This is a genomic window from Gilliamella sp. BG3 (assembly GCF_046635605.1).
GTDB lineage: Bacteria > Pseudomonadota > Gammaproteobacteria > Enterobacterales > Orbaceae > Gilliamella > Gilliamella bombi.
The window spans coordinates 64,010-90,062 of record NZ_JBIDFE010000012.1; the positions used below are offsets into that span (position 1 = coordinate 64,010).

A 26,053-nucleotide genomic window follows, 5' to 3' on the forward strand; every position below is an offset into this window, starting at 1 on the left:
TCCACTATTAGTCAGGTTTAATTAAATAGTAGTCAAAACAGTTAGGGCAATATTTTTCTAGCCAATTTTTGGCTCTTGCACTAATAAAACAGCCTAGTATTTCAATTCCCATAAAAAAATCAGAATCATCAAGTTCGTTGCCAACAAAAGTAATATATTCCGAAGGGTTTTGCATATCGATAAGTTTATTTTTGTTTAAATGAATTTGGCTTTCTATACTAGACAAGTAATAATCTGGCATATCCTGATTTAATTTTACATCATTAATGCCATCAAAAATTAAATCCACTGGTTCATATAGATCATCTAAATAATCAGTTATATCTTTATTCACATCCCATTTTGTCCAATCAAGATTAATAATTTTCTTTTTTTCTATTTCATACAAAAATTTAATGCCTTTTAATGAGGAATTTTCGATTAGTTCCTTTATTTCTTTTGTAAAAATAAAGTTATTACTTGAAAAATAAGCTTTTGGAGTAAAAGGTCCGGTACGTTCGATAGCAATAGACTGCTTATTTTCATCCCAAGGTGTTAACCCTGTCCAAAGTATATCGCCCCAGTCGCCCCAAGGGGCGGTTTTATTTTCAATTAAGAATAGGAAGCGCTGATCTTTTGATTTCATGATTATGTACCTTTACATTGATACCCAAATAAACGTGTTATGACACTAGAAATAACAGCCTATATTCCATAGATCACTTAAGCTTTTTGTCAGACAATTAATTTATTTTTTTATCAATGCTTATAGCATTACAAAAACGGTTGCATAGTTATTACATGCGCAGCTATATTTTTGTTAAAACATGGTCAAGCAAAAATCACTATCTATGAAACGATACTCTAGCCAGTTGCCAGATTTTTTACTGTATCCTTGTAATATAAAATTATTTTGTTCAAGCGATATTTTCTGAATATATTCAAAAAACTCTAATTCATGTTTGAATAACGTTTTCTGTTCAAAGCGATTATTCAAATGATTAACGATAAAAACATTTGCTTCAAAAAATGACCAATTAAAAATCGATAAACAAACATTAGTTATGTGTTGTTTTGTCTCTAATTGGTAAACTGATGCAAAATATATCTTAATTTTATGAGAAAATATTTTAGTATCCAAGATATTGCAATCAGCTGTTTCTATATGTTGTATATTCATTTTTTAGCAGCTTAGTTTGTTTTAAACAATAGATTGCTTTAAATCAACAATATTATCGTAAATATCTAAAGCGCTTATTACCTAATCATATAGAAGAATGTGATTGGTATAATATTACTTTATCTGGCGATATCATTGAGTCAATTAAGAAGATTTGCTTTTTTAACTTATCTTAATTTACTCTCAGTGACGGTTTATTAAGCTTTATAGTTAACTCTTTGATACATTCATTCGCCATTTTTTTGTATTTTATCGCATTTTCTTCAGAATAGTTTTCATCCACCATTTTTTCAAAATCTGCAAGTGTACCAAAAAAGTTCGTTGCTTGAATTGCAAATGCTCCATTAGCCCAACAAGCAAAAATAGTTTGTGAGTCATCTTCGCCAGTTTTACGATAAGCTATATTCTGTATTTGAGCTATATCCAAATGTATGCCACGACCAACAGATAAGTTTTCGGGTAATGATGTGATTTTGGTTGACTGTATATTTAAATGTTCACCAACAAATAAATTTTTAGGCAATGCTTGAATTTCTGTATTCGCTAGACTTAAATACCCGCCTACAGATAAATGTTCTGGTAATGTTTGGATTTTTGTATTTCTTAAATTTAAATAACCACTAACAGAAAATTTTTCGGGTAGTTGTTTGATGTTTGTATTTCTTAAATCTAAATCACCACCGACTGTTAAGCCTTCAGGTAATGATTGAATATTTGTATAGGCTAAATCTAGATCGCCACCAACAAATAAGTTTTCAGATAATTTGTTGATCTGACTATTGATTAAATATAAATCCCCACCAACTGATAAATTTCTTGGTAGTATTTCAATTTCTGAATTTTCTAGATTTAAATTACCACCAATCGATAGGTTATCAGGTAATTCTTTGAGCTCTGAAAAGACAAGATCTAAATCGCCACCAATTGATAAATTTTCTGGTAATGATTGAATGTCTGTATTTCCTAGATATAAATCACCGCCAATAGATAGATTGTTAGGCAGTTCTTTGATATGTGTAAACGATAAATATAAACTACCACCTACAGATAAATTGTCGGGTAATAATTGAATTGCTGAATCTGTTAAATCTAAATCACCACTAACAGAAAAATTTTTAGGTAGTGCTGCAATTTTTGTATAAGCTAAAATCAAATCGCCGTTAATCAATAAATTATCGGGTAATACACAAATTCCTTTTTTTGTTAAATTTAAATTATTATTAACTATGATTTTATTATCGTTAATACAGTATTTTACGCCTTTTTTGTTTAATAACTCCAAAAACTTTTCCATTATATCTCGCATAAATAATAAAGGTTGTGATAATTTTATTTTTATCCTGATATCAATATAAAATTACATATAATTACTACATTCGTGTTCTAAATCAAGCAGTAAACTTTCAGCATCAACAACTGGAGTATTAGATAGCCCCGGAACTGAGAAAATACCGACTTGAGTCCCTTTTGATGATAATTTAGGCAATAAATCATCCATTATATAATCAAGAGATAATGCTTTTGGTTTGTAATTTTCCCAACCATCTATAGCACAATTTGCAGCATATTCACGAGCTGGCCATAATATAAGAACTTCACTATTGTCACCATTTATGCCACTCAAGGCAAAACCATCATAATCCAAAACCCAAGCTTTTTCGTTATCAACAATTCTTTTTATAGAATAAATGTATCTCTCTTTGCTACCTTTATTTGACATAGCTTCGATTTCTTTGGCTGATACTTTCATAATTAGTCCTCATATTTTTTGCTACGTTTGGCAAGCATAGATAATAATAATTATCATGTCAATGTTGAAAATTTGTATAAATTAGAGTATTGAAATACAGTATATTGATATCCGTGTTTTTTTATAACCTGTTAAATTTTAAAATAAAATTAAATTAAAGAGTGATTTGAAATGACTGTCCACTAAAATGAGGACAGTTCACATTATTTAGTAATATTCGGCATTGTAGTCATTTTGCCGATCTTATTGGACTAATCAAGGTAGAGTGTTTTTTATTTTATCTTAATTTACTATCGGTAACGGTTTATTAAGCTTTGTACTCAGCTCTTTGATACATTCATTCGCCATTTTTTTGTATTTTATCGCATTTTCTTCAGAATAGTTTTCATCAACCATTTTTTCAAAATCGGCAAGTGTACCAAAAAATTCCATTGCTTGGATTGCAAATGAGCCATTAACCCAACAAGCAAAAATAATTTGCGAGTTATCTTCGCTAGTTTTACGATAAGCTATATTCTGTATTTGATCTATATCCAAATATATGCCACGACCAACAGATAAAGTTTCGGGTAATTCTTGAATTTCTGTCGATTCGATGTTTAAGTGACCATCAACGGATAAGTATTCAGGTAACCTAGTCATTTTGGTAAATTTCAAATCCAAATCACCTTTAATAGAAAAGTGTTCTGGTAATGCTTCTATTTCTGTAAATCCTAAGTATAAATTCCCACCAACTGATAAGTTTTCGGGTAGCATTTTGATGTTTGTCACTGTTAAATTGAGATCACCTTGGACAGATAGGTTTTCTGGTAGTGCTGTTATGTTTGTTTTTGCTAAATTTAGACTACCACTAATCGAAAAATTCTTAGGTAATGCTTTGATTTCCGTATTTGTTAAATATAAATAGCCACCAATAAGTATATTTTCAGGTAATTTTTTGATTTCTGTATTTGTTAAATCTAAATCACCACTAACAGAAAAATTTTTAGGTAGTGCTTCAATTCTTGTATAAGTTAAAATCAAATCCCCGTTAACAAACAAGTTTTCAGGTAATGCTTTAATTCCTTTATTTCTTAGATTTAAATTACCATCAACTGTGATCTTATTGTCTTCAATGAGGTATTTTATACCTTGTTTATTTAGTAATTCTAAAAATTTTTTCATAATTTCTCTTTAGCGATAAAAACTGTTTTAAATAGACTACATTAATGCGGTTAACAACGGTAAATTTTACTACTACAGATTTTTGCTTAAAAACGGAAAGACCTTTTTTTGACCTTCCCATTTTGGATTAATCCAAAAAATCATCATTTTCAAGGTAATAAATAATAGCATCTAATAAATCTTTTTTTGTAGCATTAGGATGATGTTCAAGTTTATTATCGATAATGGCTTGAAATATCGGATATTCTAACCATGCATCATATTTATCAGGTGAATCATCCATTTCATCAAATTCATCTTCCGTCTCTGCAATGTAATAATTGGCATTTTTAATGCAATTGATCTCATTTATAAATTCAGGTTCTACAAAAAAAGACCACGGTTCATTCAAATTTTTATAAATACGGAACAAATTATCAATTCCTCTTATAGTTTTCATTCATAATCTCCAATTATTATTTACAATAAATTGTATCTGGCTATTTTCTGCCATCATCACAACCATCGTCTTTATTTATTTCATTATTCCACTCTAAACTGACTTGCTCATCATAGCATGGTGGAATTTCTTTATCTAGAACAGGTAAATATTCGCCGTTTATTATATTATATGCATGTTTTCTATAAGGATACTTAGATATTATATTTTTAATATCATCATACAAATTTTCTTTTTTTAACCAGACGTTACCACATTCACCACACCCAAAAAATGGAGGGATATCTTCAATATAAGATACTATACCCGTACATGTTTCTTTAGGGCATCTTAACCCATTAACAACAGGGATTTGTTTATTGTCTAGGTTAGTTAACCGCATTGGATTAAAAGCATAACTCATAAAACAATAAGGACACTGTATCATAATGAATTTCATGTTTTTTTTACGAGAAACTAAGATGAATCGGTCTTGCTCCTCTGATGCTATAAATGCTTTATTACAATTATCGCAGAATAAATTCATACCGACCTCTTTTAATTAGTACCAAATAAGGGATATTCTTTTAGGATACTTGTGTAAATCTTTATTATTGACGAAATAATGGGTTTTTATGATGTACAACCATATTATCAGCCAATTTTCCTTCCAAATTATTACAAACGTTAATAACTATTTGTAGCTTACTTCACATTGACCAATCACATCAAAAATATGATCATAAGTACTTAAAACATAATGTTCATCTTGTTCCTTATCAAATACTTTATCGAAACAAGATTTTTGTACCAACTGATATTTTGATTCTTCAATCATCGTAATAGTTAAACTTTTTATATTTTTAAATTTAAAACAGATTAAAGCCTCGCCTTCTAATCCTCTGCTGGGTTGGCAATGTGGTAACCACAAAGAAGCTACTACCTTTAATTCCAGTGGAAACATATCAAATATGATGTCTTTTAATATTAAAGCGTCTCTTCCATATATTTCTCCATAGATTGTTTCAATTGCCTGATTGTTTACTTCTGGCATTTTATTTTTCTCCTATTTCGACTATTCCCAAGCTGTCGTCATGTAGTTTAATTATTATTTTTAATTGACCGATAAACCGAATGAAAACAACAGTGCTAAAACTGATGCTTTTTTATCCTCGAAACCAAAAGCCGAGGAATTTATATCAAAGGTATATAAAAGCTCATTTTTGTTTAACAACACAAAATGATAATCATGTAATATATCAATCAGTTCAGGCAATATTTGATAAATATCATCATTACAATCAATAACTTTATTTTCATAAAATAAAAAGGCATAGGCCGATACTAAAGATAAATATAAATACATTGATTTATTATGATAATTAAATTTTAGCGATATACATACGTCATAGTTTAAATCAGTATTATCTTCTACTTTAAATAAAGCATGGATATCATTTAGTAGACATTTATATTTTAGGGAGTTATAGGATTCCATCACGAAATGGAAATCTGGGTTGCTTAAATCGCCATATGCTTTTTGAAGTGCATATAAGATCTTTTCTCTTTGAATATGCATTAATATTAAAACTCCCATTTTATGGAATACTTATGTACTTCACTTTTGCAATCCACATGAATGCTGGTTTTAGTTTGCACGTTCCCATTAGGCTCAGTCTCAACCGAACTATTTTTACTCAAACCGCTATAAAGGATCACTTAATAAATTGTGCTAATTACTCATCACCACATATTCATAATTAGCATATTTTTTTAGGGTTATTTCATACCATCATATTCCCAATAAAAACTACTGGCTAATTTATCCAAGGCTTGTATTTCATCAGTGGGATTTATCAAAGCAAGCTGCTGATCTATTGTGCGTCTAACCTTATTCCAATCGTATTGGTATAGTAACAACATTTTATATAATTTAGGTTGTTGCATTCTATCGTTATTTAAATTCATTATCCCTTCTGGAGTGGCAATAATAATTGAATAAATATCTGTTTCATCCTTTCCTGTAATACCAATATTCATTTCTAATAAGTAAAATACTGCATTGTCTTCTGGCTTCCATCGCCAAGGATCATGTATATCTGGGGACCAGTAATGTTTCACTTCAAATTTTTGTTGCCTAATTTTTAATTTATTCATGATATATCGCTTGAGATTTTGCTAGTTATGGCAACCCGATAGAATTATTATTAAATCATATCGCCGTGTTGCCAGTTAGTTATTGTTTATGTTGATTGCTCAAAAGTCATATATGTATTTTTCTTTTCATCTAAAAATATATATAAATAGGATATATCATGGCTAATTTGGGTTATATCTAATTGACCTATAAAAATTAACGGTTTGTTATCTACGGTTGGCCAGTTTGGGGATTGAAGCCATTTAGGTCTATTTTTTAAAAACTTAAAATCTTTCTTAATTTCTAATTTTAACGCTCTTTCTAATTCAACTCCAACTTTATCCCGATGTTTATTCATGATTAAATTAAAGTATGGTTCAGTTAAATTTAACCAACTTGGCTGAATTTTCATAAATAGATCATACTTTTTTTTATGTTCATTATTTAACGAGAAGTTAATATTTCTTTTAGCGAGAAACTTTGAAAGTAAATCTTTACTATCGAGTTCACCTGATGGCAATAAAATATCAATTTCAATAAGATATAAAAATGCGTTTTTATATCTGCTGGTATAGGGGGGAATTTGATTCTCTTCAGATAGAAGATCTTCAATATCCTTATTATAATAAAGTTCTTTTTGAAAATCCTGTGGAGAAAGCGAGCCTGCCAAATAGCTTTTTATAATATCGATAGAATTCATTTTTTATTACCTTTTGGGTATCGCAACAGATCAAGGGCAACATTTCTTTTTTTTCATGTGACTCAATTTTAATTGATTAAATTTTGAGATCTTCTTTTGAAATGTTATCTCTATTTTTTCCTTATATAATCAATAATAATCATATAGTAATTGATGACGATAAACAAATCACACATTATTCCAATTCAAAAAATGACGCCCTTTAATGTATTGGATATTACCGCAGGCGATAAGTCAGCTTGCTGATAAATTATAGTGCTTCCACTACAGAAGTGGATTTCAATTTGTTCTATATTATCTATATGGTTTACTGTATGCTCAGGCAATAATTGGATAATATTAGCTGATAATAAAGCATTAAAATTTGTTTTCATTATTCCATAAGTATCATGGATAGCGATACCACTAACTTCATGGTTATCTTCAGATAAATTAATGAGTTCATAGCCACTATGTTCTTTTTTATCAAGACCTACTTCTATATCAAAAAGCCCGATTTTAGCCGTGTACAAAATGGCTGATTTCATTGTTTCTATTCGGCAATGTCGAAAAAAAGCATCTTTCGCTAAAGCAGAAAGGCACTTCAAAAAGCCACCATTGTTAATAATATCAATAAGATCAATATTTAATTTTCCCATATTTAACATTCTATCTTTTTATTGTCCCTGTTTTTCATTTATCATAAGCATAAAATAAAAAGCCAGATAGTAACAAAACTATATATCTGATAAATTAGACGATTTATCATTTCATTATTTACATTAACCCAATGAAAACACTCAGCCGAAAACTTGCTTTAACACTGTTAGCTATCGAAATGATTACACAATCCACAAAACAGGATATTGAAAATATACTCTTTGCAAATTATCTTGATAAAGAAGGCCAACCTTTAGCATATAACAATATTTATGATGATGCCATTGAGCAATTTTTATTAGGCTATTTTGTTGGCATTAAATTGAAAGGCTATTCTAATCAATATTTAAAACAATATATTAGTGCTTTATACCGTGAACCTATTACCATTATAGGGGACGAAGATATCTTGCATGCATGCCCTTGTTGCCATTATTTAACCTTAACTCATCAAGGACAATACGATGTTTGTCCATTATGCTATTGGGAAGATGACGGCACACAAAATAATGAACTAAACCATTATAGTGCAGTTAATCACTCAACATTAAGCAAATATAAAGCAATATTCGACAAACAAAAAGCTACGTTAACAAATATTTCGTATAAATTAGCTAATAGACATTTATAATACTTGCATCAAATCTAGGTTTGATTATGCAATAAATTAACCACGCTTTTGGAGATTAACATATAAAAGAGTGCTTAGATGACAAAAATATTAGCGTTATGGAATAAACAAACATTACCTATAAAAGACGGGATTTACTTTTCTACTGGTGAATCGATATCCCTTTCAGCCCAGTTTTATCCCCAATTGTTAATTAAAAAAGGGAAACAATTCAACCTTAATCTTTTTTTGGATAAAGATCCTGATAATATCACTAATATAGATATCACAAAAAAAATTACCATAACTAATGGTAATCAATGCTTTTTAGGTGAAGGAAGTTATGGTTCAGAAGGGTTTATTGCCTACTTAACGCCTAAAGATGATTTAAAATGGGTGATCTATTTCGAAACATCAAACCCATTCATTAATGCAACTGAATTGCCAAATCACTTTCTTATAGTGGAATCAAGTGCCGATTTCAAAATAGTGATTGAATTAAATAACCCAATAAATCTTATTTTAACTAAATAAGATTTATTATATTGTTTTTACCCATACAAATAACGCCAAATAACACATGAGGCTAAAATAAATGAGAAACCCGAAAAAGTAATATATGCTTTAACAAAGATATGGCATAATCAGCCAATATTCAAAAATCCAAAAGAAAAATAGAAAACAAAAGCCTAGATGGCTTATTAATTTTTACAAAATGGTTAAACCACATAAAGCAATTTTAAGTAAATGCCTTATACATTATTATTTGCGAATTATTTTTATAATTTGATATTAACAATCTGGCAATTTCCTACATTTAATTTGATGATTTTATGGTATGTAAAGGAATATCTCTGATGGAGAAAAACAAACAACAGGTTGTAGATTTATTAATATCTCATAGTCAAATTTTAGTCAGATCTAGACCATACAGTGAAGAATTATCGCAATGGGGTAAACAAAATATTGCACAAGGTGCAGTTATTCATAAGGATTATGTCATTTTTGACCCATTACCTGATGATGTTTTCGGTGCAAACGTTTTTTTAACCTTATCAGATAGTTTTACAATGGATAACCAAACCCAACGATGCATTGTTGTTCCCTTTTACACACATCCCAAAAATACGATTGAGGTTGCCTCTGCCACAGAAAAATTTACTATTAACCTACAATTAGATGCACCATTATATTCACTGTATTATGAAATCTGCGAAGGTGATGAAGTTTTTTATAAATTTACCTTTATACCTGCACTTGTACCAATCACAGCTCACTACATTATTGATGACCAATGGGGTGGCAAAAAAGGAAAAATGCTCCAATCGGGTAAAGTATAACCATCTTCAACCTAATTAACACTAATCAAAGCATAAAAATAAACCAATAAGAACTAAATTGTTTTTGTCTGTGGTGGAAATGTTAAAAATCTTGTCAAAAACTTTCAGGTAACTATATGTTTAAGTAAAAAAAGCATTTAAATATAAACAGTATTTAAGTATAAAATTAAATTTTGTTGGTATTAAATTGTCGATATACCTTAACTACTAATCAAAGGTCTCCAAACGTTATAAAAGATTATTACCTATTTTAATAAAACATTCAGGTAGACCATTGATTTCAGGTTAAACTAACGAAAATACTTAATTAAAATAAACCAGTTACTCGATAATAATCTAATAATATTTTTCTCAAATTAATCGAGAATCAAAATTAAATATTATCAATTTTTTGCTGCCAATACCCGTTCAACTGTATCAACAATGGCTTGAGTTTGGGAATCAATTTCGATATTAACTTTATCTCCGACTTTTTTAGCGTCTAACGTGGTAATAGCTAACGTTTCAGGGATTAAATGAATAGCAAAACGATCTTCTTTTACCTGCCCAATTGTTAGGCTTGCACCATCAATGCCAATAAAGCCCTTATATAATACATATTTCATAAATTCTTTCGGCAATTGTAATGTCATCTCACAATTTGTGGCAGTTTTTTGAATATCAACAATAGTTGCAGTGCAAGATATATGCCCAGACATCACATGACCACCAATTTCATCACCATATTTAGCGCTACGCTCAATATTCACAAAATCATCGATTTTTTTATCACCCAATGTCGTTAATGCAAGGGTTTCTTCCATAATATCAAACGACACGATATCTTTATCGACCCCCGTTACTGTTAAGCAACATCCATCATTGGCAATCGACGCCCCTATTTCAATTTTATTAGTTAATTGATGCGGTAATTTAACTTTATATGTTCTTAATTTATTTTGATCAACAATATCAATAATCTGACCAACGCCTTGAACAATGCCTGTAAACATAGATATACCTCAAATTTTCTTAATATTGAATATTCTATCTCAATCTGATTAGGATTTCCTATTTCTATTTTCTACTGGTATGATCGTTTTATATATTTTCCGATCACTTAGTATCTATAGCGATAACAAATTCATATTTCAAAGTATAGTCAAGGATATATCATTATGTTAAAACTGATTTTAGCCATTTCTGTCGGTTCAGTAGCGGGGGGATTAATGCGTTGGTTCTTATCACTTAAACTCAATGTTATTGCTTTTACTATTCCACTAGGTACATTGCTATCTAATTTAGTTGCTGGCTATATTATTGGCTTTGCAATTGCCTTTTTTAATCACTCTAACCTTTCTGCTGAATGGCGGTTATTGGTAATAACAGGTTTTTGTGGTGGCTTATCAACTTTTTCAACCTTTTCTGCCGAGGTGGTTAACTTTTTACAAGACGGTCGAATATATTGGGGTTTAGCAACAATATTGATTCATGTAATTGGTTCAGTTTTAATGACATATTTAGGTATTTTATCGTATCAATATTTGCGTTCTTAAAATAACTCAATTAATAAATCACATAAAAAATAATCATAAATAGAGTTTACAACCTCAAAATACTGTATTAATATACACTGTATAGAAAAACAGTACAGAGGTTATTATGCTTATTGAACATTCTACACAACAACTTATGGCTATTAATTTTGAGTCCCCTTTTCAACAAGTATTACAACAACAACGCCCTTTATTAAAATCACTTAATAAAGCTAAAAAATGGCAATTATGGCTTTCTGACCGACCAATGTTAAAACGTTCATGGGTTAATACTGCAGGGTTAGATAAACACAAAGTGATTCATCTAGCAAATTTAAATAATGAAGACCTAGTATCAACCATTGAAAAAGTCTTACAATACAAAACCTGTAGCTATATAGTTGCTTGTATCAATAACCTTAATGAACAAGACAAAGCACGTTTACAAAAAGCCGTATCATTAAGTGATACTTGTCTACTTTTAGTACACGATGAGCAAAGTGAACAATCTATCCAATATCATTAAAAACAAACATATTATTTAAATAAAAGCATATTTTTTAATTTTAGAAAGCAAATCTAAAATGTTTAATAAACTAATATACCACTATAAAAATTAAGTTAAGTATTTGATGTATAAAAAATCAGGGCTGAGCATTTAGCAATGTTCAGCTTTTTTTGATAGTTGTTAATAATAGTAATTTATAATAGCAATTGACACAGTTTTTTTCGAGCAACCTTTCCAATCGCCGTCATGGGTAATTAATCTACAATAACGATTTTTTTGGCAAATAGAATTTACTTAGTAATTAAAATTTTTTGCCTTGCTACTACAATCAGCCATTTTAAAGTATTCTGTTGTACTACGCCTAAAACGGTTATTTTCCAAAGATGTGTTACTTTAATTTAAGTTTGATACGTTAATAATAAGGTAGTTAATAAAGAATAATCAGACTATTTGCTTTCATAGTCCAATCTATGTTTTTAATTAAAATCAATGCTTTATAGATTATATTCTTTTTTATTATTGTGGCTTTATTTTTCAAGAAAAGCGCTTTTATTATTTAATAACAGTCGTTTAATAACAACTGGTTAATAACAAAAGCGCAAATTTTTAAATCTTATTAGTCGGGGCGTTTTTTGGTTTTAAGTTATTAAAGCTTAAGGCCAACTGGTTTTGCCAGCCGATGCTCCATCGAGCAACGGCTTAGTTCTTGGCTAGATTGTCCTTGATTAACGCCATAAATATCCCTGTGCTTTAAAACTGAACTAACCACTAAAACGTGCAAATAGCAGAAGCATCCCAAACCCCATCAGATCTAGAAACCGTGCCTTCGTATACAAGAAACGGATTACTTCCCATTATATCACTCGTCCAATGCGGGAATCCGAAATCAGCATCGGTATATCCACCAATCAGTGCGCCCCACTCGGTAAATAAACCAGCGCCTATTCGTCTCTGAGGATAATTACCTATTGATAAAGGAGTAGCGCCATTTATGTCTTCTACACATGGGAAACGATCATCTATACCACATTTCGCATTAGTTAAATCGCTTATCCGAGGCAGACGATAACCTATGCTATTACACCAAGATTCTTGCTCAGAAAATGTCCCTAACTTGTTTCCTCGTGCAACAAACCACTGCTTTAACTTAAATCCATATTTCACTACTACATTACCACTACTATCTCGACCCTCTAATTCAAATACCTGTGGTAAATTTGGCACGGCAATTAGACCTGGACTATCTGACTCTTTTTGACTATCACTTGCCGCTGGCCCTGTCAACTTAACGCGCGTTACAACTTTTTCACCCCCCCCATTAGTAACCACTTCTTTCGTTACTGTCGCTGTGATCCCCCCGTGTGTAACTGGCGACCAAGTCAACTGACTTTCATCTACTCCTCCTATGAGTAAATCAAAATATAAATTGTGCGCACCCGTGGTCGGGAAATTTAGGTTGTATAAATCAGGATTAGTTGATTGAACGAAAAATCCGTCCCTATAATTCCATATGTCACCTAGACCATCCAGACCACCAAGATTTGGCTTTACAGAACAGATTTGAGGGACGGTATTTGGACTAATGTAATACGTTACTGTACCTCCTTCGAGTTTACTATAATATGGGTCACCATACATAGTAAATAAATAAACCTCTGGACTCTCTAATCTCACCGCATAAGGTGCATTACATATCGTTAACCTACTATTATTATTACGATCACTATTAATCCATCGACCATTTTTATCAAAGATAGACAGAAGGATACCCCCATTTGTCTCTATAGGATCTCCATCATCATCACGCAATTTACCTTGTGCCACCAAGTCATTCATATGGAAGTACTCACTTAATGGCGGAACTATTATATTAATATTACCCCAAGTATACTCTACAGGTACCTTAATTGGTGCTGCCGGTGATGAGGGATTATTTTGTGGTGTAAATGTTCGACCGTCTGATAACTTAATAGCTAATAAGCCATCTATATTAGTCTCTTTAGTGACACCATCATCAAGCGTTAAATAGGGTGCAGTGCCTTGAATGGTATTCGATGTAGTGGCCGATAATGCCTGCGATTCCAATGAATACGGCAGTAACAACAACGGCGCCAGTACCAATTGAATTTTTAAAAATGATTTTGTAGATAATTTCAGAGATATAAATAAGTTTTGAGCAAACACTCGCCGAATAAAATTATTCGATAAATTTAAGACATAGGCTTGCCAAGTCTTGTGGCAAAAATGATATTGCATTACGATTCATCCATCAAGTACATTGTTTTATTGTTTTATTGTTTTATTGTTTTGTTTTATATTTATTAGCTTGTTAAATAAGCTTGTTTTCCTAAATCGATGGAAGTATAGCCGTTAAAAAAATAGTTGGCTAGTTCTTGAGCTTACTTTTTTGTAAAGAAATGTAAAGATAGAAATGATTCAGCTTTAGCAATAAGTCAATTTTTTAGCAAAATATAATGTTAAGTTTATGATAAATTAACTTTTTATTTTTAATACTTAATATCACTACTAACCGCCAAAACACAAAACCGCCAGTTTGGCGTGTTAACCTAACTTAGTGATCATGTATTTTGATGTTGTGATAAGACAAGCATATTAACTTTATGGCGCTATAAGTATGTTTTGTTCTAAAATCGCTCAGGTAGACAATTGATTTTATTGAAGTTTTTAAATTTTATTTTTTAGCAAAATCAAACGTTTATTCAATTTAAACAAGTCAATGCTTTACCTTTCTATCTTCATCTTGCAAAATTCACTCATCTAGTTTACTTTACTGATACACTGAAAATTAAATAAATGATTAGAGCGTAAACATGACGATATCATTTAAAGAGCAGCAACAGCAAATTAGCTTTGTTAAGCAATTTTTTGCTGAGCAACTTGCCGAGCGTTTATCACTTATCGAAGTGCAAGCTCCGTTACTAAGTAAAGTTGGCGATGGTATTCAAGATAACCTTTCAGGTACTGAGCACGCAGTGCAAGTTAAGGTAAAAGCAATACCTAATGCACAATATGAAGTGGTACATTCACTAGCTAAATGGAAACGTAAAATCTTGAGCGATCACCATTTCAAAGTTGGCGAAGGAATCTACACTAATATGAAAGCATTACGCCCAGACGAGGAGCAACTTTCGCCAATTCACTCAGTTTATGTTGATCAGTGGGATTGGGAAAAAGTAATTCGTCCAGAAGATCGCAATTTAACTTATCTAAAACAAGCGGTCGAAAATATTTATGCTGCCATTAAAGCGACCGAAAAAATTGTTTCACAACAGTATCATCTTTCACAATTTTTACCCGAATCTATCACCTTTATCGATAGTGAGCAGTTATTAAAACGCTATCCAAATTTATCCCCAAAAGAGCGTGAAAACGCAATAACTAAAGAGCTTGGAGCTGTGTTTTTAATTGGTATTGGCGGTAAATTATCAAATAATGAAAAGCACGATGCTCGTGCACCTGATTATGATGACTGGAGCAGTGAAAACGATTTAGGATCTAATGGCTTAAATGGCGATATTTTAGTGTGGAATCCAATTTTGCATAGCGCATTGGAAATTTCATCAATGGGGATTCGTGTCAATCCAGAAACGTTAAAACGTCAATTAAAACTAACAAATGACGAAGATCGTTTAGAGCTTGCTTGGCATAAAGCATTAATTAATGGCGATTTGTTGCAAACCATTGGTGGTGGAATTGGGCAATCGCGTTTGGTTATGTTGCTTTTACAACAAAAACACATTGGTCAAGTACAATCAAGTGTATGGGACGAAGAGGTTAAAGCAAATTATAGCCATTTGCTCTAGTCACAAACATATAAATATAGGGCATTACTCCCTATTTTTCTGCAAAAATTACATAATTAATTTTTAACGGGTCATTTACCTTCGACTGGTGTTGATTCGGTTGGGGTGTTTATTGATGGTTCTGCTTTATCATTACGGCTTTCAGTTTCATCTTTTGTATTAGCTGGCTGAGTTTGTGTTTGCGTTGCTAAACCATCCAAACGAACATAAACAATACGTTGTTGACCACGATCGCATGAACCAACAATTTTACCTTCAATTTGTTGTTCTGATTTATCAGATGGTTCAAGTTTTAACTGAAATTGTGAAGGATCAACACCGTTGTTTTTGATTTTTTCAGCAATATTAGCACTAATTTCATCACAATTTGAAGCTACAGCCAACATGGGTAAACTAAGTAAAAATATACCGATTAATTTTTTCATTTTCTTTCCCTTTTGACGGTTATTTGATTTTTGGATGCATTATAAAACTATCTATTAGTCTGTCTATCTTCTTTTAAGATGTACTTAAAAATAATCTGCCAGCATAATTGCAAATTTCAACAAATCTATCATTTTGTCGGTAATATTAAAGCAAATCGATTAACTTGATTTATTCACTGTACAATTTGATAAGTATTTAACAAACCTGTTAATAACTCAATAACATTTTAATTATTAAATAATTTTCTAAATGATTAAATATTAATCTGAACAATTTTTGAGTTAATTTGATAACAAAAAAAATCTTTTTTTACAATTCTTGTTGAAATTTACTATGAACTCAAACAATAAAAATGCTACCCAAAAAGCGATAATATAAGAGCAACTGATTACTTGTTACATAATGATATTATGTAAATTATAGAGCAGTAAAAAAAGCAATTAACCCAAAAATTACTCCTGGCGAATTAGCAATTGCTAGTGGCCAATCTTTCTTTTCTTGTAGCAGCCCATAGCAGACCCATAGCGAGCAGTTAATGGAAGCGGCCAATGGTTGAATTGGGTTTGTTTTCAATCCATGCAAATTATCGATGATTTGTGGAATATAAGAAACATACATCCCTAATGACGCCACTGTAGCGATAATACCTAAAATACGAAAAGCCTTAGATGAAAGATGCAAAATAGTCTCCTAATATCGTTTCTGGTTTTTACCTGATGCTTGTAATTATAACGAGTTAGAATAGTGGCAGTAAACTAACATATTTGGTTCAATGGTAAAGTATAGTTAAAAAAAGGTAAGTAATTAGCCAATTTTTAATTAATCCCTAATGTTATTTATAAGTGATTTTATATTTAATCATAATGTTATAAAAATTTTTCATTTGTTTGCATTGCGTTACAAAAGCAAATAACAAGGAAAAACTAATTTCAATAATTGGTTAAAAGGTGATATTTTGCTCAATTGCCTATTGAGCTTTTTTGAGTGTGGTTTATTTGCGGATAATTAAAAAAGGGACTTAAGATATTTATTCACTTTATGACTTAATAAGTACTGAATAAACCTGTTGATAACTCTGCAATTAATTGATTATTAATATATTTATTAAAAAGATTAAATATTAAACTACCAAAAAATCAATTTTATTTTATCTAAAAAAGCAAGTGTTTTTTTACTTCTTCACTATGCAGATAAATTAATATATTTTACCTAAATAGAATAATACAATTGAAGAGTAGACCGAATAGTAAAGCTAAAGTATCTACAAAAAGGCGATAGTCATAAACCACAACAAATGAACTACCGCAATAGGCCAAGAATTTATTTTTATAAAATACAAATTATTAAATGTTTATTAATAACTAATAAACATGGCGATATAGCATTTCAATATCTTTTTCATTAACATCGCGTGGATTGCCTCCAGTACAAACGTCGGCAAATGCAGCCTTAGCAAGTTCGGGAATATCCTGTTCTTTAACACCAATATCACGCAATTTGGCTGGAATACCAACATCTTTATTGAGCTGTTTAACTGCTTCAACAACATGTTTACGAACCTCTTGTATTGTTTGATTTAAAATATCATTCAATCCCATTGCTTTGGCTATGTCACGATATTTTTCACCTGTTGATTCAGCATTAAATTCCATTATATGAGGTAATAAAACAGCATTAGCGACACCGTGAGGTATTCCATAAAAAGCGCCTAAAGGATGAGCCATACCATGCACAAGTCCAAGACCAACATTAGAAAATCCCATTCCAGCAACATATTGCCCAAGAGCCATATCCTCTACCCCTTTGGGGTCACCTTTAACTGACGCACGTAATGCCCGATTAATGATTTCTATCGCTTTTAAATGCATCATATCCGATAGTTCCCATGCACCTTTAGTGATAAAGCCTTCAATAGCATGAGTTAATGCATCAATACCTGTTGCAGCTTTTAAACTAGCAGGCATTGATGCCATCATTTCACTATCAATAATGGCAACAACAGGAATATCGTGCGGGTCGACACAAACAAATTTACGTTTGTTTTCTTCATCAGTAATAACATAGTTAATGGTAACTTCGGCTGCTGTGCCTGCTGTAGTTGGAATTGCAATAATTGGAACTGCTGGTTTTTCGGTATTAATTGCCCCTTCTAGACTACGCACATCGGCATGCTGTGGATTATTAATAATAATACCAATTGCTTTTGCTGTATCTTGTGGTGACCCTCCACCGATAGCAATTAAATAATCCGCACCTGATTGTTTAAAAATTTCTACGCCTTTTTTTACGATATTAATCGTTGGATTTGGAATCACTTCGTCAAAAATATCATAACTCAAACCAAATTCATCTAATAAATTGGTGACTTTAGTGGCGACGTTAAATTGAATAAGATCTTTATCGGTAACGACAAGCGCCTTTTTAAAATGGCGCTTTTTTACCTCATCAATCAAATGATGAATTGAACCTGCACCAAAGTACGAAGTTTCATTTAATATCATACGATAAGCCATACTATTACTCCTTAATTTCAATATTTTTGGCAATATACTTACTAAATAAAGAGGTGATGATAGGAACCACAATCGAGGTTATTACGACTGATGCAGCAACAAGTGTTGTTGCTGCTGGTGCAGCCTCGGCAAAGGTTGGTGCAACTTCGGCCACTAAAAACGGTGTTGCAACAGCTGCACCAGCAGTACCCGATGCGGCAATTCCAGCAACTCCACGACCACCACCAATAAATATATCTGCCAAAATAAGTGGTATGCCTGAAACAACAATAACAAAAATAGCAACAAACACGCCTAATAATCCTGTTTTAAAAATAACAGCCAAATCAATGGTGTTACCTAATGCAAAAGCAAAAAAAGGAATTAGTGTTTTTGTTCCTACACTGAATAAACTTCTGAGGTCTTCATCTAAGTTTCCTAATATAAATCCAACAATAAAGGGAATTAATACTCCAACTAGATGTTCTGGTTGAAACGATGCCAAACCCGCAGAACCAAGGATGATCATGGTCATTAAAGGTCCAGATTCCATTGAGATTAATACTGACGCACCTGCTTCTTCTTTTGTGCCATATTCTTGCATCAATGACGCATATAAACCCGCGTTAGTCATATCTAGCGATGCAACAATCGCTAAAACGGATAATCCAGCAAAAAACCCCGTTTTGACTAAGCCATTATCAGGCAATATTTGAGTAAAAATAAAGGCACATGCCCATGCTACTGCTAGCTTTGTCACAACTAATGTGCCTGATTTTTTCAATACTGTTCCAGTTGCACTGACATTGATTGATGCTCCCATGCAAAATAACCAAACCGCCAAAATAGGTACAACACCTGTAATAATACCATTAGTGAAAGAACCAAAATATTTAGCAGTCCCAGGAGCAAAAGTATGTAATAACGCACCTAAAAAAAGAGGTACTAACATCATGCCTCCTGGCACTTTGTCGATACATTGTTTAATTTTCATAAGTGAGCTCTCTTTTAATTAGTAATTAAAAAGTGTTTTTATTTTTGTAACTTGTTCATTATTTAGATTTCCACCAAAATTTCGCGATATTGGTTCTAAATAATGTTGTTTTTGTTCAACTGCGACTTTAATAGTAGTTACAAAATCATCGCCAATGCTATAAATGTTAGATAATCGGCTGATTTCTTTATGTAACTGTATTAATTCATTAAAATCATTTTGTTTAAAAGCCGTCATTACATTAGCAAAAAGCTCAGGAACCACATTATTAAGACCAGACAAAACCCCTGCACCACCGTTCATTAAATTTGGTACAAAATACTCATCAAAACCAGAAAATACCGCAAAGTCCTTACGGATTTTTTGCGCAGCTAAAACGATAGATCGGGTGTGCGATGCACAGTCAACTGTATCTTTAATGCCAATGAATTTTGGAAAATCAGTCATTAATCGAGTAACCAATTGTGAATCAACGTCACAACCTGTTCTAGCAGGGAAATTATAAATAAACCAGTTGCTGGCAAATTTAGAGTCTAAATATTTATAATATTCATACAGTTGATTTGATGTTTGTGCAAAATAGTAATGAGGTAACGCCATTACAGCGCCATAACCAGCATCAAATGCTGCATCAGCAAGTTTGACCATATCATCAACAACAGTGGTTGATACATTAACAATCAAAGGTAAATCAGTGAATTGATGAGCTTGTTTAATAATTTCTAAACGTTCATCAATAGTCATAGTGACAAACTCCCCTATAGTCCCCATAACTAAAATACCGTTTATTTTTGCATTAGTTAGCATTTTGTAGTGTTTTTCCATTGCCGCAAAATCGATTTTATTTTGGCTGTTAAATGGTGTGATAGCAGGGCAAATAGCCCCAAAGTATGGATGAGAATGTTTCATAATAACTCCTAATTAAATTTTACAACATAATATTGATGTTTGTTTCAATATATAATCGTAAATAAAATGATTCAACTTAATTAAGACATAAATGAGTAACTATTTGTTAAGAATGTGATAACGATCAAATATTAAGTAAAAATGAAATTGCTGTTGTTGAAAATAAAAAAAATATTTATAATTACAATAGTTTCAACACATGAGCGTAATTTGTGACAACCGAAATAACAACCCAAGCCCCTGCCATAGATAAAGCAAACAGAATATTTCACTTTATTGCAAAACACGATGGTGCAACCTATACACAAATCTATCAAGGGTTATCTTTACCTCAAAGCTCAACTTCGGCACTACTTGCTAGCTTAGTAACTAACGGATTATTACGACAAAACGAAGGAAAATATTTTTTAGGCCTTGTTTTTTATGAATTTGGTAATAAGGCAATCGAACAATTTAATATAAAAGATTTAGCCCTTGAACCACTTTCATTTTTACGGGATAAAACACAACTTGCCTGCCATTTAGGTGTATTAGACGGTAATTCAGCCATCTACTTAGCCAAAGTTGAAAGTCCTAGTGCCATTCAAGTCAAAAGCTGGTTAGGTCGCAAACTTTCTTTACACTGTTCTGCACTGGGTAAAGTGCTTTTAGCTTGGGAACCAGAACAACGCATTGATGACTTGTTCCCAAACGAAAATCTAACTATAAAAACACAAAATACTATCACCACAAAAACAGCTTACAAAAAAGAGCTACAAAAAATACGTCAACAAGGTTGGGCATTTGATAATGGTGAAGACTTTGACGAAGTCACCTGCTTAGCCGCCCCTGTTTATGATAAAAATGGCAAAGTCATTGCAGCCATTAGCACATCAGGGGTTCGGTTCCAAATGCCAAATGAAAGAATAAACGAATTTGTTCAATATTTGTTAGCTGCAACAAAAATACTATCCGACAAAATTAAAAGCTAATAATCATGGTAATAAGCTGCTGAGCTAACAAACTACTTTCCGTTCAAAATGCCCATAACTTAATCTAATTGTTCCTAAATTATCGCCAAAGTCAGCCCCTTGCGATACCGTCACTCCTTTTGATAACAGTTTATTAAGCACAGCTAATTCTTGCGCTACCGTTTTTACAGGTAAATGCGCATATAAATGAAAGCCACCTAGTGGAGGTTGATAAGTAATCTCACCACCGAAATAGCAATCCAACCAATGCATTAACTGCTCTGCTTTGATTTGTAACGTTTGCCGTAGCTGTTGTTGATGGACAGTGTGATGATGTTGTAGATATTCTTGAGCTAATAATTGCGGCAATATACTTAACCCCGAATCAATGTGTTGCCGAATATTGGACAGATTTTTGATAATATTACGCGGTGCCACCATCCACCCAATACGAATATTTCCTCCTATATATTTTGATAGCGATCCTAAATAGATAACTTGATTATGCTGATCCCATTTTTTTATGGGCAATACTGGCAAATTTGGTTTAAACGCTAAACTGCTATAGGCGTCATCCTCAACAATACCTATACATTGCGAACGACAAAATGCAACAATTGCCTGTTTTCGTCTATTACTCATAACAAAGCCCATTGGGTTTTGAAATATAGGATTCAAAAATAACCACTTTATTTGATGTTGTTGTACGCAATTTGATAGGCTTTCAAGGGTAATACCTTCATTATCACATTCAATACCATATAAACGTAATCCAGCAGCCTGAAACAAAGGTAAAGAGTAAAAATAGGAAGGAGATTCAATTCCAACTGCATCTCCTGGCTTAAGTAAACCCTGTGTAATAAGAAATAACGACTGTTGCGTGCCCGATGTAATTAAAATTTCGTTAATATCAACTTGCATAGAAAACTGAGTTTGCATGTAAGTTGCAATTTGAGCTTTAAGCGATGGTAAACCTAATTGTAATGCATCGCTGTTTTTTTCATGCATAATCAATTCATTTAACGAGGTATCAGGTAGCTGGAGTTTGGGAATTAAATTAGTTGGCAAATCACCATTAGCCAGATCGCAAATATGCACTTGTTGCGCACGCACTTGTGCCACTTTTTGTTGATAAAATGATTTTTTATCTCGATAAAAATGGGCTGGTAAACGCCAATTGATCGATGAATAGGTTTGCACGCCCCATTTTTTATTATTGACATAAGTGCCACTGCCTCGACGTCGAAGTAGTATGCTTCGTTCAGTCAACAGCTCCAGTGCATGTACTACAGTTGAGCGGTTAATCTGTAACATTTTAGCTAGCTCCCTTTCTGAAGGTAACTTTTCGCCAGCAATCAAAATTCCTTGCTCAATATAATGTTCAATTAAGTGAGTCAATTGTTGAAAAAGTGATCCTTCAAATTGGGTTAGTTTTTGTTTTTGCCACATATTTTATTTTAGACACTTGTTTTTTTTAGAAAATACATTAAAAATTAAATAAAATCAATATTCTATCTGAGCAATTTTTATAGTAACATCAACAAACCTAAAATTGGATGGCTTTATTATAGTCCAATTGGCTGTTTCGTCTAACTGTTTCTTTTTGAATAATACTTTTCAAACAAGGCCAATTTTCAACTAGGAGTAAAAAATGAATCAAATTACAGGAACACAGACTGTTAAACGTGGTATGGCACAAATGCAAAAAGGCGGCGTAATTATGGATGTTGTTAATGCTGAACAAGCTAAAATTGCCGAACAAGCTGGTGCAGTTGCGGTAATGGCTTTAGAGCGAGTACCATCAGATATTCGAGCAGCTGGCGGTGTCGCTCGAATGGCAGATCCTACTATTGTTGAACAAGTCATGAATGCTGTTAGCATACCTGTTATGGCTAAAGCACGTATTGGCCACATTGTTGAAGCACGTATTTTAGAATCAATGGGGGTTGATTATATTGACGAAAGCGAAGTACTAACCCCAGCCGATGAACAGTACCATCTTCTTAAAGATGAATTTACCGTGCCTTTTGTTTGTGGTTGTCGTGATTTGGGTGAAGCACTGCGTCGAATTGGTGAAGGAGCATCAATGTTACGTACCAAAGGCGAACCAGGAACAGGGAATATTGTTGAAGCTGTTCGCCATATACGTAAAGTCAATGAGCAAATCCGTTTGATAACAGGAAAATCAAAAGATGAGCTAATGACTTTTGCTAAAGAAATTGGCGCACCTTATGAACTTGTATTACAAGTAAAACAACTAGGTAAGTTACCAGTTGTGAATTTTGCCGCTGGTGGCGTTGCGACCCCTGCCGATGCAGCACTTATGATGCAACTAGGTGCTGATGGTGTTTTTGTTGGATCGGGCATTTTTAAATCTCAAAATCCAGAAAAATTTGCCAAAGCCATTGTGCAAGCTACTACTTATTTTAATGATTATCCACGATTAGCCGAATTATCAAAAGAATTAGGCGAAGCCATGAAAGGCATTGAAATCAGCACACTTGCTCAATCAGAAAGAATGCAAGATCGAGGTTGGTAATGGCAAAATCATCCAAACTAAGCAATGTTAAGTACATTGGTGTGCTCAACTTACAAGGAGCAGTTAGTGAGCATATTTTGATGCTAAATAGTATTGATAATGTACAAGCAACACTAGTTCAGAAACCGGAACAATTAGCTAATTTAGATGGTTTAATCATTCCCGGCGGAGAGTCGACCACAATTAGTCGATTAATTAAACAAAATGGGCTTTTAGCGCCCATTCAACAATTTGCTAAACAAGGCAAAGGAATTTTAGGTACTTGTGCTGGGCTAGTGCTTTGTGGCAAAACGACAACTCATAACGAAGTCGAATTATTAGATTTGATGGATATTTGCGTTGAACGCAATGGTTTTGGTCGGCAAATTAACAGCTTTGAGACAATGTTAGATATACCAACTATTGGTGAGCAAATTCCAGCAGTATTTATTCGTGCTCCATATATTGCAAAAGCTGGTGAGCAAGTCAATCAGCTAGCTTTTATTGATAATCATTGTGTAATGGCGCAGCAAGATAACATTTTGACTTGCTCATTTCATCCCGAACTAACCGTCGATAATCGAATTATGCGTTACTTTGTTGAGAAATGTTGTAATTAATTTATTAATATTTATTTTATATTGTTGATAATGGATTATTAATGACTAGCTTAAGCGTTCAATAAAATTTCTGAACACAGCTAATAACCATAGCCAGCTATTCTGTCGGTAGACATCCACTGCCCTCGTCTGAGGGCTTTTTTGATTTATATGCCACCTACTCGGCGGTAAACGCACTCTATGAATGCGCTTTGATTTGAATACTTTTCTAAACCGCCTACACGGCAGTGAACGCCAGAAATGCGGGGAGAAACTGTTCGTGGGTTTTCTAAACTGCCTACACGGCGGTAAACAATTTTATGATAGTTAAAGTATCAAAATAGGTGTTTCTAAATATTGGCCTCGGCGACCTCAGGACTAAGGTCTAAGGTCCAAGGAGCAAACAACATAAGTGCTGTAAAACGGGAAGTACCCATAGAAGTTGCCAAAGTGTGAGCCCACAGTGAACGGGTGGCTATCCTTAACCTTAGCAGCTTCCTTCCAGTAGTCGTCGTCGGTATCGCTCATCCAGTAGTTGTCGTCGGTATCGCTCGTCCAGTAGCGGTTGTCGACAAAGCTAGCACCAGTGTAGCCGTACATGCTGCCCCACTCGGAAAAAAAGCCTGCACCAATATAGCGCATGTAATTATTATCTGATGAAGATGGGCTGGCGCCTACAGGACCTGCCGCGTTAGTTAAATCCCTGATCCTTGGCATCCGGTAGCCTATATTATTACACCATGCTAACTGGTCATTATGACGTCTACCATTAACATATCCATTGGGATTATCCCGAACGACGAACCACTGCCTCAACACAAATCCATATTTTACTACCTCAATGCCATATCTATCTCTACCCACTAACTCAAACGTTTGCGGTAACTTTGGTACAGCAATTCGGCTAGGATTTGGATTATCCCATTGATTTCTGGCCTCTGGACCTGTTAACTTAACACGGGCGACAACTTTTGCAAAATCCTCCCAAGGAATCCAATAGTCATTATTAGCTACAACATTTGTCACTGTTGCTGTAATTCCCTCATGCGTGACCGGTTCCCATGTCAAGTCTCTCACATCTATTCCTGTTATAAGTAAATCAAAATATAAATTATGCGCTCCTGTAGTTGGAAAATTGAGGTTGTATGATTTAGGATCGATTGATTGAACTAGGAAGCCCTTCTTAGGATTCCATATGTCAGCTGGACCTGCGTATTCGTCATTACCCAAAAATAGATTCGGCCTTGCATAATGGATAACTGCCGACGGTAGCAGTATTGCATCACTACGATTACCCGTTCGAACCTTTTTGCCATTCGCCTGTACATTCCATAAAGAAGACAATAATAACAATATCAATACTAACGGAACTTTTCGGAATAATTTTGATAATAATTTGAAA

The 26,053-nt window shown here is 32.9% G+C and carries 30 protein-coding genes; 9 read left to right on the plus strand and 21 right to left on the minus strand.

The annotated features are described in order from the left end of the window. Positions 1 to 7: 7 nt before the first annotated feature. The 12 genes from ACGH6S_RS07140 to ACGH6S_RS07195 form a co-directional block, all read right to left on the minus strand. The gene (locus ACGH6S_RS07140) at positions 8 to 625 is read right to left on the minus strand and encodes a hypothetical protein (RefSeq protein ID WP_174795983.1); all 618 of its coding nucleotides are present in this window, start codon (positions 623 to 625) and stop codon (positions 8 to 10) included. Positions 626 to 799: 174 nt separating this feature from the next. Further along, positions 800 to 1,159, minus strand: coding sequence for a hypothetical protein (locus ACGH6S_RS07145; RefSeq protein ID WP_085164747.1), 360 nt, complete (start codon positions 1,157 to 1,159; stop codon positions 800 to 802). Between the two features lie 172 nt (positions 1,160 to 1,331). Beyond that, a complete protein-coding gene (locus ACGH6S_RS07150) occupies positions 1,332 to 2,453 on the minus strand; it encodes a hypothetical protein (protein ID WP_411578550.1) in 1,122 nt (373 codons plus the stop codon). A 63-nt stretch (positions 2,454 to 2,516) separates the two neighbouring features. Next, positions 2,517 to 2,909 (minus strand): DUF2750 domain-containing protein, encoded by a 393-nt coding sequence (locus ACGH6S_RS07155; RefSeq protein ID WP_085164754.1) that lies wholly within the window; start codon positions 2,907 to 2,909, stop codon positions 2,517 to 2,519. A gap of 282 nt (positions 2,910 to 3,191) precedes the next feature. After that, positions 3,192 to 4,073, minus strand: coding sequence for a hypothetical protein (locus ACGH6S_RS07160; RefSeq protein WP_085164756.1), 882 nt, complete (start codon positions 4,071 to 4,073; stop codon positions 3,192 to 3,194). 127 nt (positions 4,074 to 4,200) lie between these two features. Further along, positions 4,201 to 4,512, minus strand: a complete 312-nt coding sequence (locus ACGH6S_RS07165; RefSeq protein WP_085164759.1) for a hypothetical protein — start codon at positions 4,510 to 4,512, stop codon at positions 4,201 to 4,203. A gap of 40 nt (positions 4,513 to 4,552) precedes the next feature. Continuing rightward, positions 4,553 to 5,038, minus strand: coding sequence for a hypothetical protein (locus tag ACGH6S_RS07170; RefSeq protein ID WP_411578549.1), 486 nt, complete (start codon positions 5,036 to 5,038; stop codon positions 4,553 to 4,555). Positions 5,039 to 5,185: 147 nt separating this feature from the next. Then, the gene (locus tag ACGH6S_RS07175) at positions 5,186 to 5,545 is read right to left on the minus strand and encodes a hypothetical protein (RefSeq protein ID WP_411578548.1); all 360 of its coding nucleotides are present in this window, start codon (positions 5,543 to 5,545) and stop codon (positions 5,186 to 5,188) included. Between the two features lie 60 nt (positions 5,546 to 5,605). Continuing rightward, positions 5,606 to 6,070: a hypothetical protein gene (locus tag ACGH6S_RS07180; protein WP_143422057.1), complete on the minus strand. Its 465-nt coding sequence runs from the start codon at positions 6,068 to 6,070 to the stop codon at positions 5,606 to 5,608. Between the two features lie 200 nt (positions 6,071 to 6,270). Beyond that, complete coding sequence (locus ACGH6S_RS07185) at positions 6,271 to 6,648, minus strand: Imm8 family immunity protein (protein ID WP_085164763.1); 378 nt, start codon at positions 6,646 to 6,648, stop codon at positions 6,271 to 6,273. 86 nt (positions 6,649 to 6,734) lie between these two features. Then, positions 6,735 to 7,328 carry a hypothetical protein gene (locus tag ACGH6S_RS07190; protein WP_174798157.1) on the minus strand — a complete coding sequence of 198 codons (594 nt, stop codon included), beginning with the start codon at positions 7,326 to 7,328 and terminating at the stop codon, positions 6,735 to 6,737. Between the two features lie 185 nt (positions 7,329 to 7,513). Then, positions 7,514 to 7,966 (minus strand): hypothetical protein, encoded by a 453-nt coding sequence (locus ACGH6S_RS07195; RefSeq protein WP_174798156.1) that lies wholly within the window; start codon positions 7,964 to 7,966, stop codon positions 7,514 to 7,516. Positions 7,967 to 8,097: 131 nt separating this feature from the next. Between ACGH6S_RS07195 and ACGH6S_RS07200 the strand changes: the two genes are divergently transcribed. The 3 genes from ACGH6S_RS07200 to comJ all read left to right on the plus strand — a co-directional run bounded on the left by ACGH6S_RS07200 (position 8,098) and on the right by comJ (position 9,917). Next, positions 8,098 to 8,598 (plus strand): CPCC family cysteine-rich protein, encoded by a 501-nt coding sequence (locus ACGH6S_RS07200; RefSeq protein WP_174798155.1) that lies wholly within the window; start codon positions 8,098 to 8,100, stop codon positions 8,596 to 8,598. 78 nt (positions 8,599 to 8,676) lie between these two features. Then, the gene (locus tag ACGH6S_RS07205; protein WP_174798154.1) at positions 8,677 to 9,111 is read left to right on the plus strand and encodes a hypothetical protein; all 435 of its coding nucleotides are present in this window, start codon (positions 8,677 to 8,679) and stop codon (positions 9,109 to 9,111) included. A 323-nt stretch (positions 9,112 to 9,434) separates the two neighbouring features. Further along, positions 9,435 to 9,917 carry a competence protein ComJ gene (gene comJ / locus ACGH6S_RS07210; RefSeq protein WP_296301329.1) on the plus strand — a complete coding sequence of 161 codons (483 nt, stop codon included), beginning with the start codon at positions 9,435 to 9,437 and terminating at the stop codon, positions 9,915 to 9,917. A gap of 383 nt (positions 9,918 to 10,300) precedes the next feature. Here comJ and ACGH6S_RS07215 read toward each other — a convergent pair whose 3' ends face one another. Then, the gene (locus ACGH6S_RS07215) at positions 10,301 to 10,909 is read right to left on the minus strand and encodes a riboflavin synthase subunit alpha (RefSeq protein WP_085164774.1); all 609 of its coding nucleotides are present in this window, start codon (positions 10,907 to 10,909) and stop codon (positions 10,301 to 10,303) included. A gap of 165 nt (positions 10,910 to 11,074) precedes the next feature. On the opposite strand from ACGH6S_RS07215, the gene crcB reads away from it, so the two are divergent. Next, positions 11,075 to 11,452 carry a fluoride efflux transporter CrcB gene (crcB, locus tag ACGH6S_RS07220; RefSeq protein ID WP_296318041.1) on the plus strand — a complete coding sequence of 126 codons (378 nt, stop codon included), beginning with the start codon at positions 11,075 to 11,077 and terminating at the stop codon, positions 11,450 to 11,452. A gap of 106 nt (positions 11,453 to 11,558) precedes the next feature. Then, positions 11,559 to 11,957, plus strand: a complete 399-nt coding sequence (locus ACGH6S_RS07225; RefSeq protein ID WP_065589978.1) for a cell division inhibitor SulA — start codon at positions 11,559 to 11,561, stop codon at positions 11,955 to 11,957. A gap of 750 nt (positions 11,958 to 12,707) precedes the next feature. On the opposite strand, the gene ACGH6S_RS07230 is transcribed toward ACGH6S_RS07225, so the two are convergent. Continuing rightward, positions 12,708 to 14,195: a hypothetical protein gene (locus ACGH6S_RS07230; RefSeq protein ID WP_411578547.1), complete on the minus strand. Its 1,488-nt coding sequence runs from the start codon at positions 14,193 to 14,195 to the stop codon at positions 12,708 to 12,710. Between the two features lie 575 nt (positions 14,196 to 14,770). Between ACGH6S_RS07230 and asnA the strand changes: the two genes are divergently transcribed. Continuing rightward, entirely contained in the window at positions 14,771 to 15,763 is a 993-nt protein-coding gene (gene asnA, locus ACGH6S_RS07235; RefSeq protein ID WP_085164779.1) for an aspartate--ammonia ligase, read from the plus strand. A 71-nt stretch (positions 15,764 to 15,834) separates the two neighbouring features. Here the strand turns inward: asnA and ACGH6S_RS07240 are convergent, their stop codons facing one another. The 5 genes from ACGH6S_RS07240 to ACGH6S_RS07260 form a co-directional block, all read right to left on the minus strand. Next, complete coding sequence (locus ACGH6S_RS07240) at positions 15,835 to 16,188, minus strand: DUF1161 domain-containing protein (protein WP_085164780.1); 354 nt, start codon at positions 16,186 to 16,188, stop codon at positions 15,835 to 15,837. A gap of 418 nt (positions 16,189 to 16,606) precedes the next feature. Then, entirely contained in the window at positions 16,607 to 16,870 is a 264-nt protein-coding gene (locus ACGH6S_RS07245) for a SemiSWEET family transporter (protein ID WP_034914233.1), read from the minus strand. A 680-nt stretch (positions 16,871 to 17,550) separates the two neighbouring features. Continuing rightward, positions 17,551 to 18,702 (minus strand): lactaldehyde reductase, encoded by a 1,152-nt coding sequence (gene fucO / locus ACGH6S_RS07250; protein ID WP_411578546.1) that lies wholly within the window; start codon positions 18,700 to 18,702, stop codon positions 17,551 to 17,553. Between the two features lie 4 nt (positions 18,703 to 18,706). Then, positions 18,707 to 19,675, minus strand: a complete 969-nt coding sequence (kdgT, locus tag ACGH6S_RS07255; protein WP_411578545.1) for a 2-keto-3-deoxygluconate transporter — start codon at positions 19,673 to 19,675, stop codon at positions 18,707 to 18,709. A gap of 18 nt (positions 19,676 to 19,693) precedes the next feature. After that, positions 19,694 to 20,584 carry a dihydrodipicolinate synthase family protein gene (locus ACGH6S_RS07260; RefSeq protein WP_411578544.1) on the minus strand — a complete coding sequence of 297 codons (891 nt, stop codon included), beginning with the start codon at positions 20,582 to 20,584 and terminating at the stop codon, positions 19,694 to 19,696. A 212-nt stretch (positions 20,585 to 20,796) separates the two neighbouring features. On the opposite strand from ACGH6S_RS07260, the gene ACGH6S_RS07265 reads away from it, so the two are divergent. Beyond that, positions 20,797 to 21,555 (plus strand): IclR family transcriptional regulator, encoded by a 759-nt coding sequence (locus ACGH6S_RS07265; RefSeq protein WP_411578543.1) that lies wholly within the window; start codon positions 20,797 to 20,799, stop codon positions 21,553 to 21,555. A 24-nt stretch (positions 21,556 to 21,579) separates the two neighbouring features. Here the strand turns inward: ACGH6S_RS07265 and ACGH6S_RS07270 are convergent, their stop codons facing one another. Further along, on the minus strand, positions 21,580 to 22,983 hold the full coding sequence (locus ACGH6S_RS07270) for a PLP-dependent aminotransferase family protein (RefSeq protein ID WP_411578542.1): 1,404 nt from the start codon (positions 22,981 to 22,983) through the stop codon (positions 21,580 to 21,582). A 202-nt stretch (positions 22,984 to 23,185) separates the two neighbouring features. Between ACGH6S_RS07270 and pdxS the strand changes: the two genes are divergently transcribed. Both pdxS and pdxT read left to right on the plus strand, forming a co-directional pair. After that, positions 23,186 to 24,073, plus strand: coding sequence for a pyridoxal 5'-phosphate synthase subunit PdxS (gene pdxS, locus ACGH6S_RS07275; protein WP_411578541.1), 888 nt, complete (start codon positions 23,186 to 23,188; stop codon positions 24,071 to 24,073). After that, positions 24,073 to 24,672, plus strand: a complete 600-nt coding sequence (pdxT, locus tag ACGH6S_RS07280) for a pyridoxal 5'-phosphate synthase glutaminase subunit PdxT (RefSeq protein ID WP_174798148.1) — start codon at positions 24,073 to 24,075, stop codon at positions 24,670 to 24,672. Before pdxS ends, pdxT begins: the two co-directional genes overlap by 1 nt. Positions 24,673 to 25,029: 357 nt before the next feature. Here the strand turns inward: pdxT and ACGH6S_RS07285 are convergent. Next, positions 25,030 to 26,053, minus strand: a 1,024-nt coding sequence (locus tag ACGH6S_RS07285; RefSeq protein ID WP_411578997.1) for a hypothetical protein, incomplete at its 5' end; no start/stop codon positions are given.

What these genes read in the sequence shown, in the direction of transcription:
- ACGH6S_RS07140 (WP_174795983.1), bottom strand. Translation starts at nt 625, where the DNA reads ATGAAATCAAAAGATCAGCGCTTCCTATTCTTAATTGAAAATAAAACC.
- ACGH6S_RS07145 (WP_085164747.1), bottom strand. Translation starts at nt 1,159, where the DNA reads ATGAATATACAACATATAGAAACAGCTGATTGCAATATCTTGGATACT.
- ACGH6S_RS07150 (WP_411578550.1), bottom strand. Translation starts at nt 2,453, where the DNA reads ATGGAAAAGTTTTTGGAGTTATTAAACAAAAAAGGCGTAAAATACTGT.
- ACGH6S_RS07155 (WP_085164754.1), bottom strand. Translation starts at nt 2,909, where the DNA reads ATGAAAGTATCAGCCAAAGAAATCGAAGCTATGTCAAATAAAGGTAGC.
- ACGH6S_RS07160 (WP_085164756.1), bottom strand. Translation starts at nt 4,073, where the DNA reads ATGAAAAAATTTTTAGAATTACTAAATAAACAAGGTATAAAATACCTC.
- ACGH6S_RS07165 (WP_085164759.1), bottom strand. Translation starts at nt 4,512, where the DNA reads ATGAAAACTATAAGAGGAATTGATAATTTGTTCCGTATTTATAAAAAT.
- ACGH6S_RS07170 (WP_411578549.1), bottom strand. Translation starts at nt 5,038, where the DNA reads ATGAATTTATTCTGCGATAATTGTAATAAAGCATTTATAGCATCAGAG.
- ACGH6S_RS07175 (WP_411578548.1), bottom strand. Translation starts at nt 5,545, where the DNA reads ATGCCAGAAGTAAACAATCAGGCAATTGAAACAATCTATGGAGAAATA.
- ACGH6S_RS07180 (WP_143422057.1), bottom strand. Translation starts at nt 6,070, where the DNA reads ATGCATATTCAAAGAGAAAAGATCTTATATGCACTTCAAAAAGCATAT.
- ACGH6S_RS07185 (WP_085164763.1), bottom strand. Translation starts at nt 6,648, where the DNA reads ATGAATAAATTAAAAATTAGGCAACAAAAATTTGAAGTGAAACATTAC.
- ACGH6S_RS07190 (WP_174798157.1), bottom strand. Translation starts at nt 7,328, where the DNA reads ATGAATTCTATCGATATTATAAAAAGCTATTTGGCAGGCTCGCTTTCT.
- ACGH6S_RS07195 (WP_174798156.1), bottom strand. Translation starts at nt 7,966, where the DNA reads ATGGGAAAATTAAATATTGATCTTATTGATATTATTAACAATGGTGGC.
- ACGH6S_RS07200 (WP_174798155.1), top strand. Translation starts at nt 8,098, where the DNA reads ATGAAAACACTCAGCCGAAAACTTGCTTTAACACTGTTAGCTATCGAA.
- ACGH6S_RS07205 (WP_174798154.1), top strand. Translation starts at nt 8,677, where the DNA reads ATGACAAAAATATTAGCGTTATGGAATAAACAAACATTACCTATAAAA.
- comJ (WP_296301329.1), top strand. Translation starts at nt 9,435, where the DNA reads ATGGAGAAAAACAAACAACAGGTTGTAGATTTATTAATATCTCATAGT.
- ACGH6S_RS07215 (WP_085164774.1), bottom strand. Translation starts at nt 10,909, where the DNA reads ATGTTTACAGGCATTGTTCAAGGCGTTGGTCAGATTATTGATATTGTT.
- crcB (WP_296318041.1), top strand. Translation starts at nt 11,075, where the DNA reads ATGTTAAAACTGATTTTAGCCATTTCTGTCGGTTCAGTAGCGGGGGGA.
- ACGH6S_RS07225 (WP_065589978.1), top strand. Translation starts at nt 11,559, where the DNA reads ATGCTTATTGAACATTCTACACAACAACTTATGGCTATTAATTTTGAG.
- ACGH6S_RS07230 (WP_411578547.1), bottom strand. Translation starts at nt 14,195, where the DNA reads ATGCAATATCATTTTTGCCACAAGACTTGGCAAGCCTATGTCTTAAAT.
- asnA (WP_085164779.1), top strand. Translation starts at nt 14,771, where the DNA reads ATGACGATATCATTTAAAGAGCAGCAACAGCAAATTAGCTTTGTTAAG.
- ACGH6S_RS07240 (WP_085164780.1), bottom strand. Translation starts at nt 16,188, where the DNA reads ATGAAAAAATTAATCGGTATATTTTTACTTAGTTTACCCATGTTGGCT.
- fucO (WP_411578546.1), bottom strand. Translation starts at nt 18,702, where the DNA reads ATGGCTTATCGTATGATATTAAATGAAACTTCGTACTTTGGTGCAGGT.
- kdgT (WP_411578545.1), bottom strand. Translation starts at nt 19,675, where the DNA reads ATGAAAATTAAACAATGTATCGACAAAGTGCCAGGAGGCATGATGTTA.
- ACGH6S_RS07260 (WP_411578544.1), bottom strand. Translation starts at nt 20,584, where the DNA reads ATGAAACATTCTCATCCATACTTTGGGGCTATTTGCCCTGCTATCACA.
- ACGH6S_RS07270 (WP_411578542.1), bottom strand. Translation starts at nt 22,983, where the DNA reads ATGTGGCAAAAACAAAAACTAACCCAATTTGAAGGATCACTTTTTCAA.
- pdxS (WP_411578541.1), top strand. Translation starts at nt 23,186, where the DNA reads ATGAATCAAATTACAGGAACACAGACTGTTAAACGTGGTATGGCACAA.
- pdxT (WP_174798148.1), top strand. Translation starts at nt 24,073, where the DNA reads ATGGCAAAATCATCCAAACTAAGCAATGTTAAGTACATTGGTGTGCTC.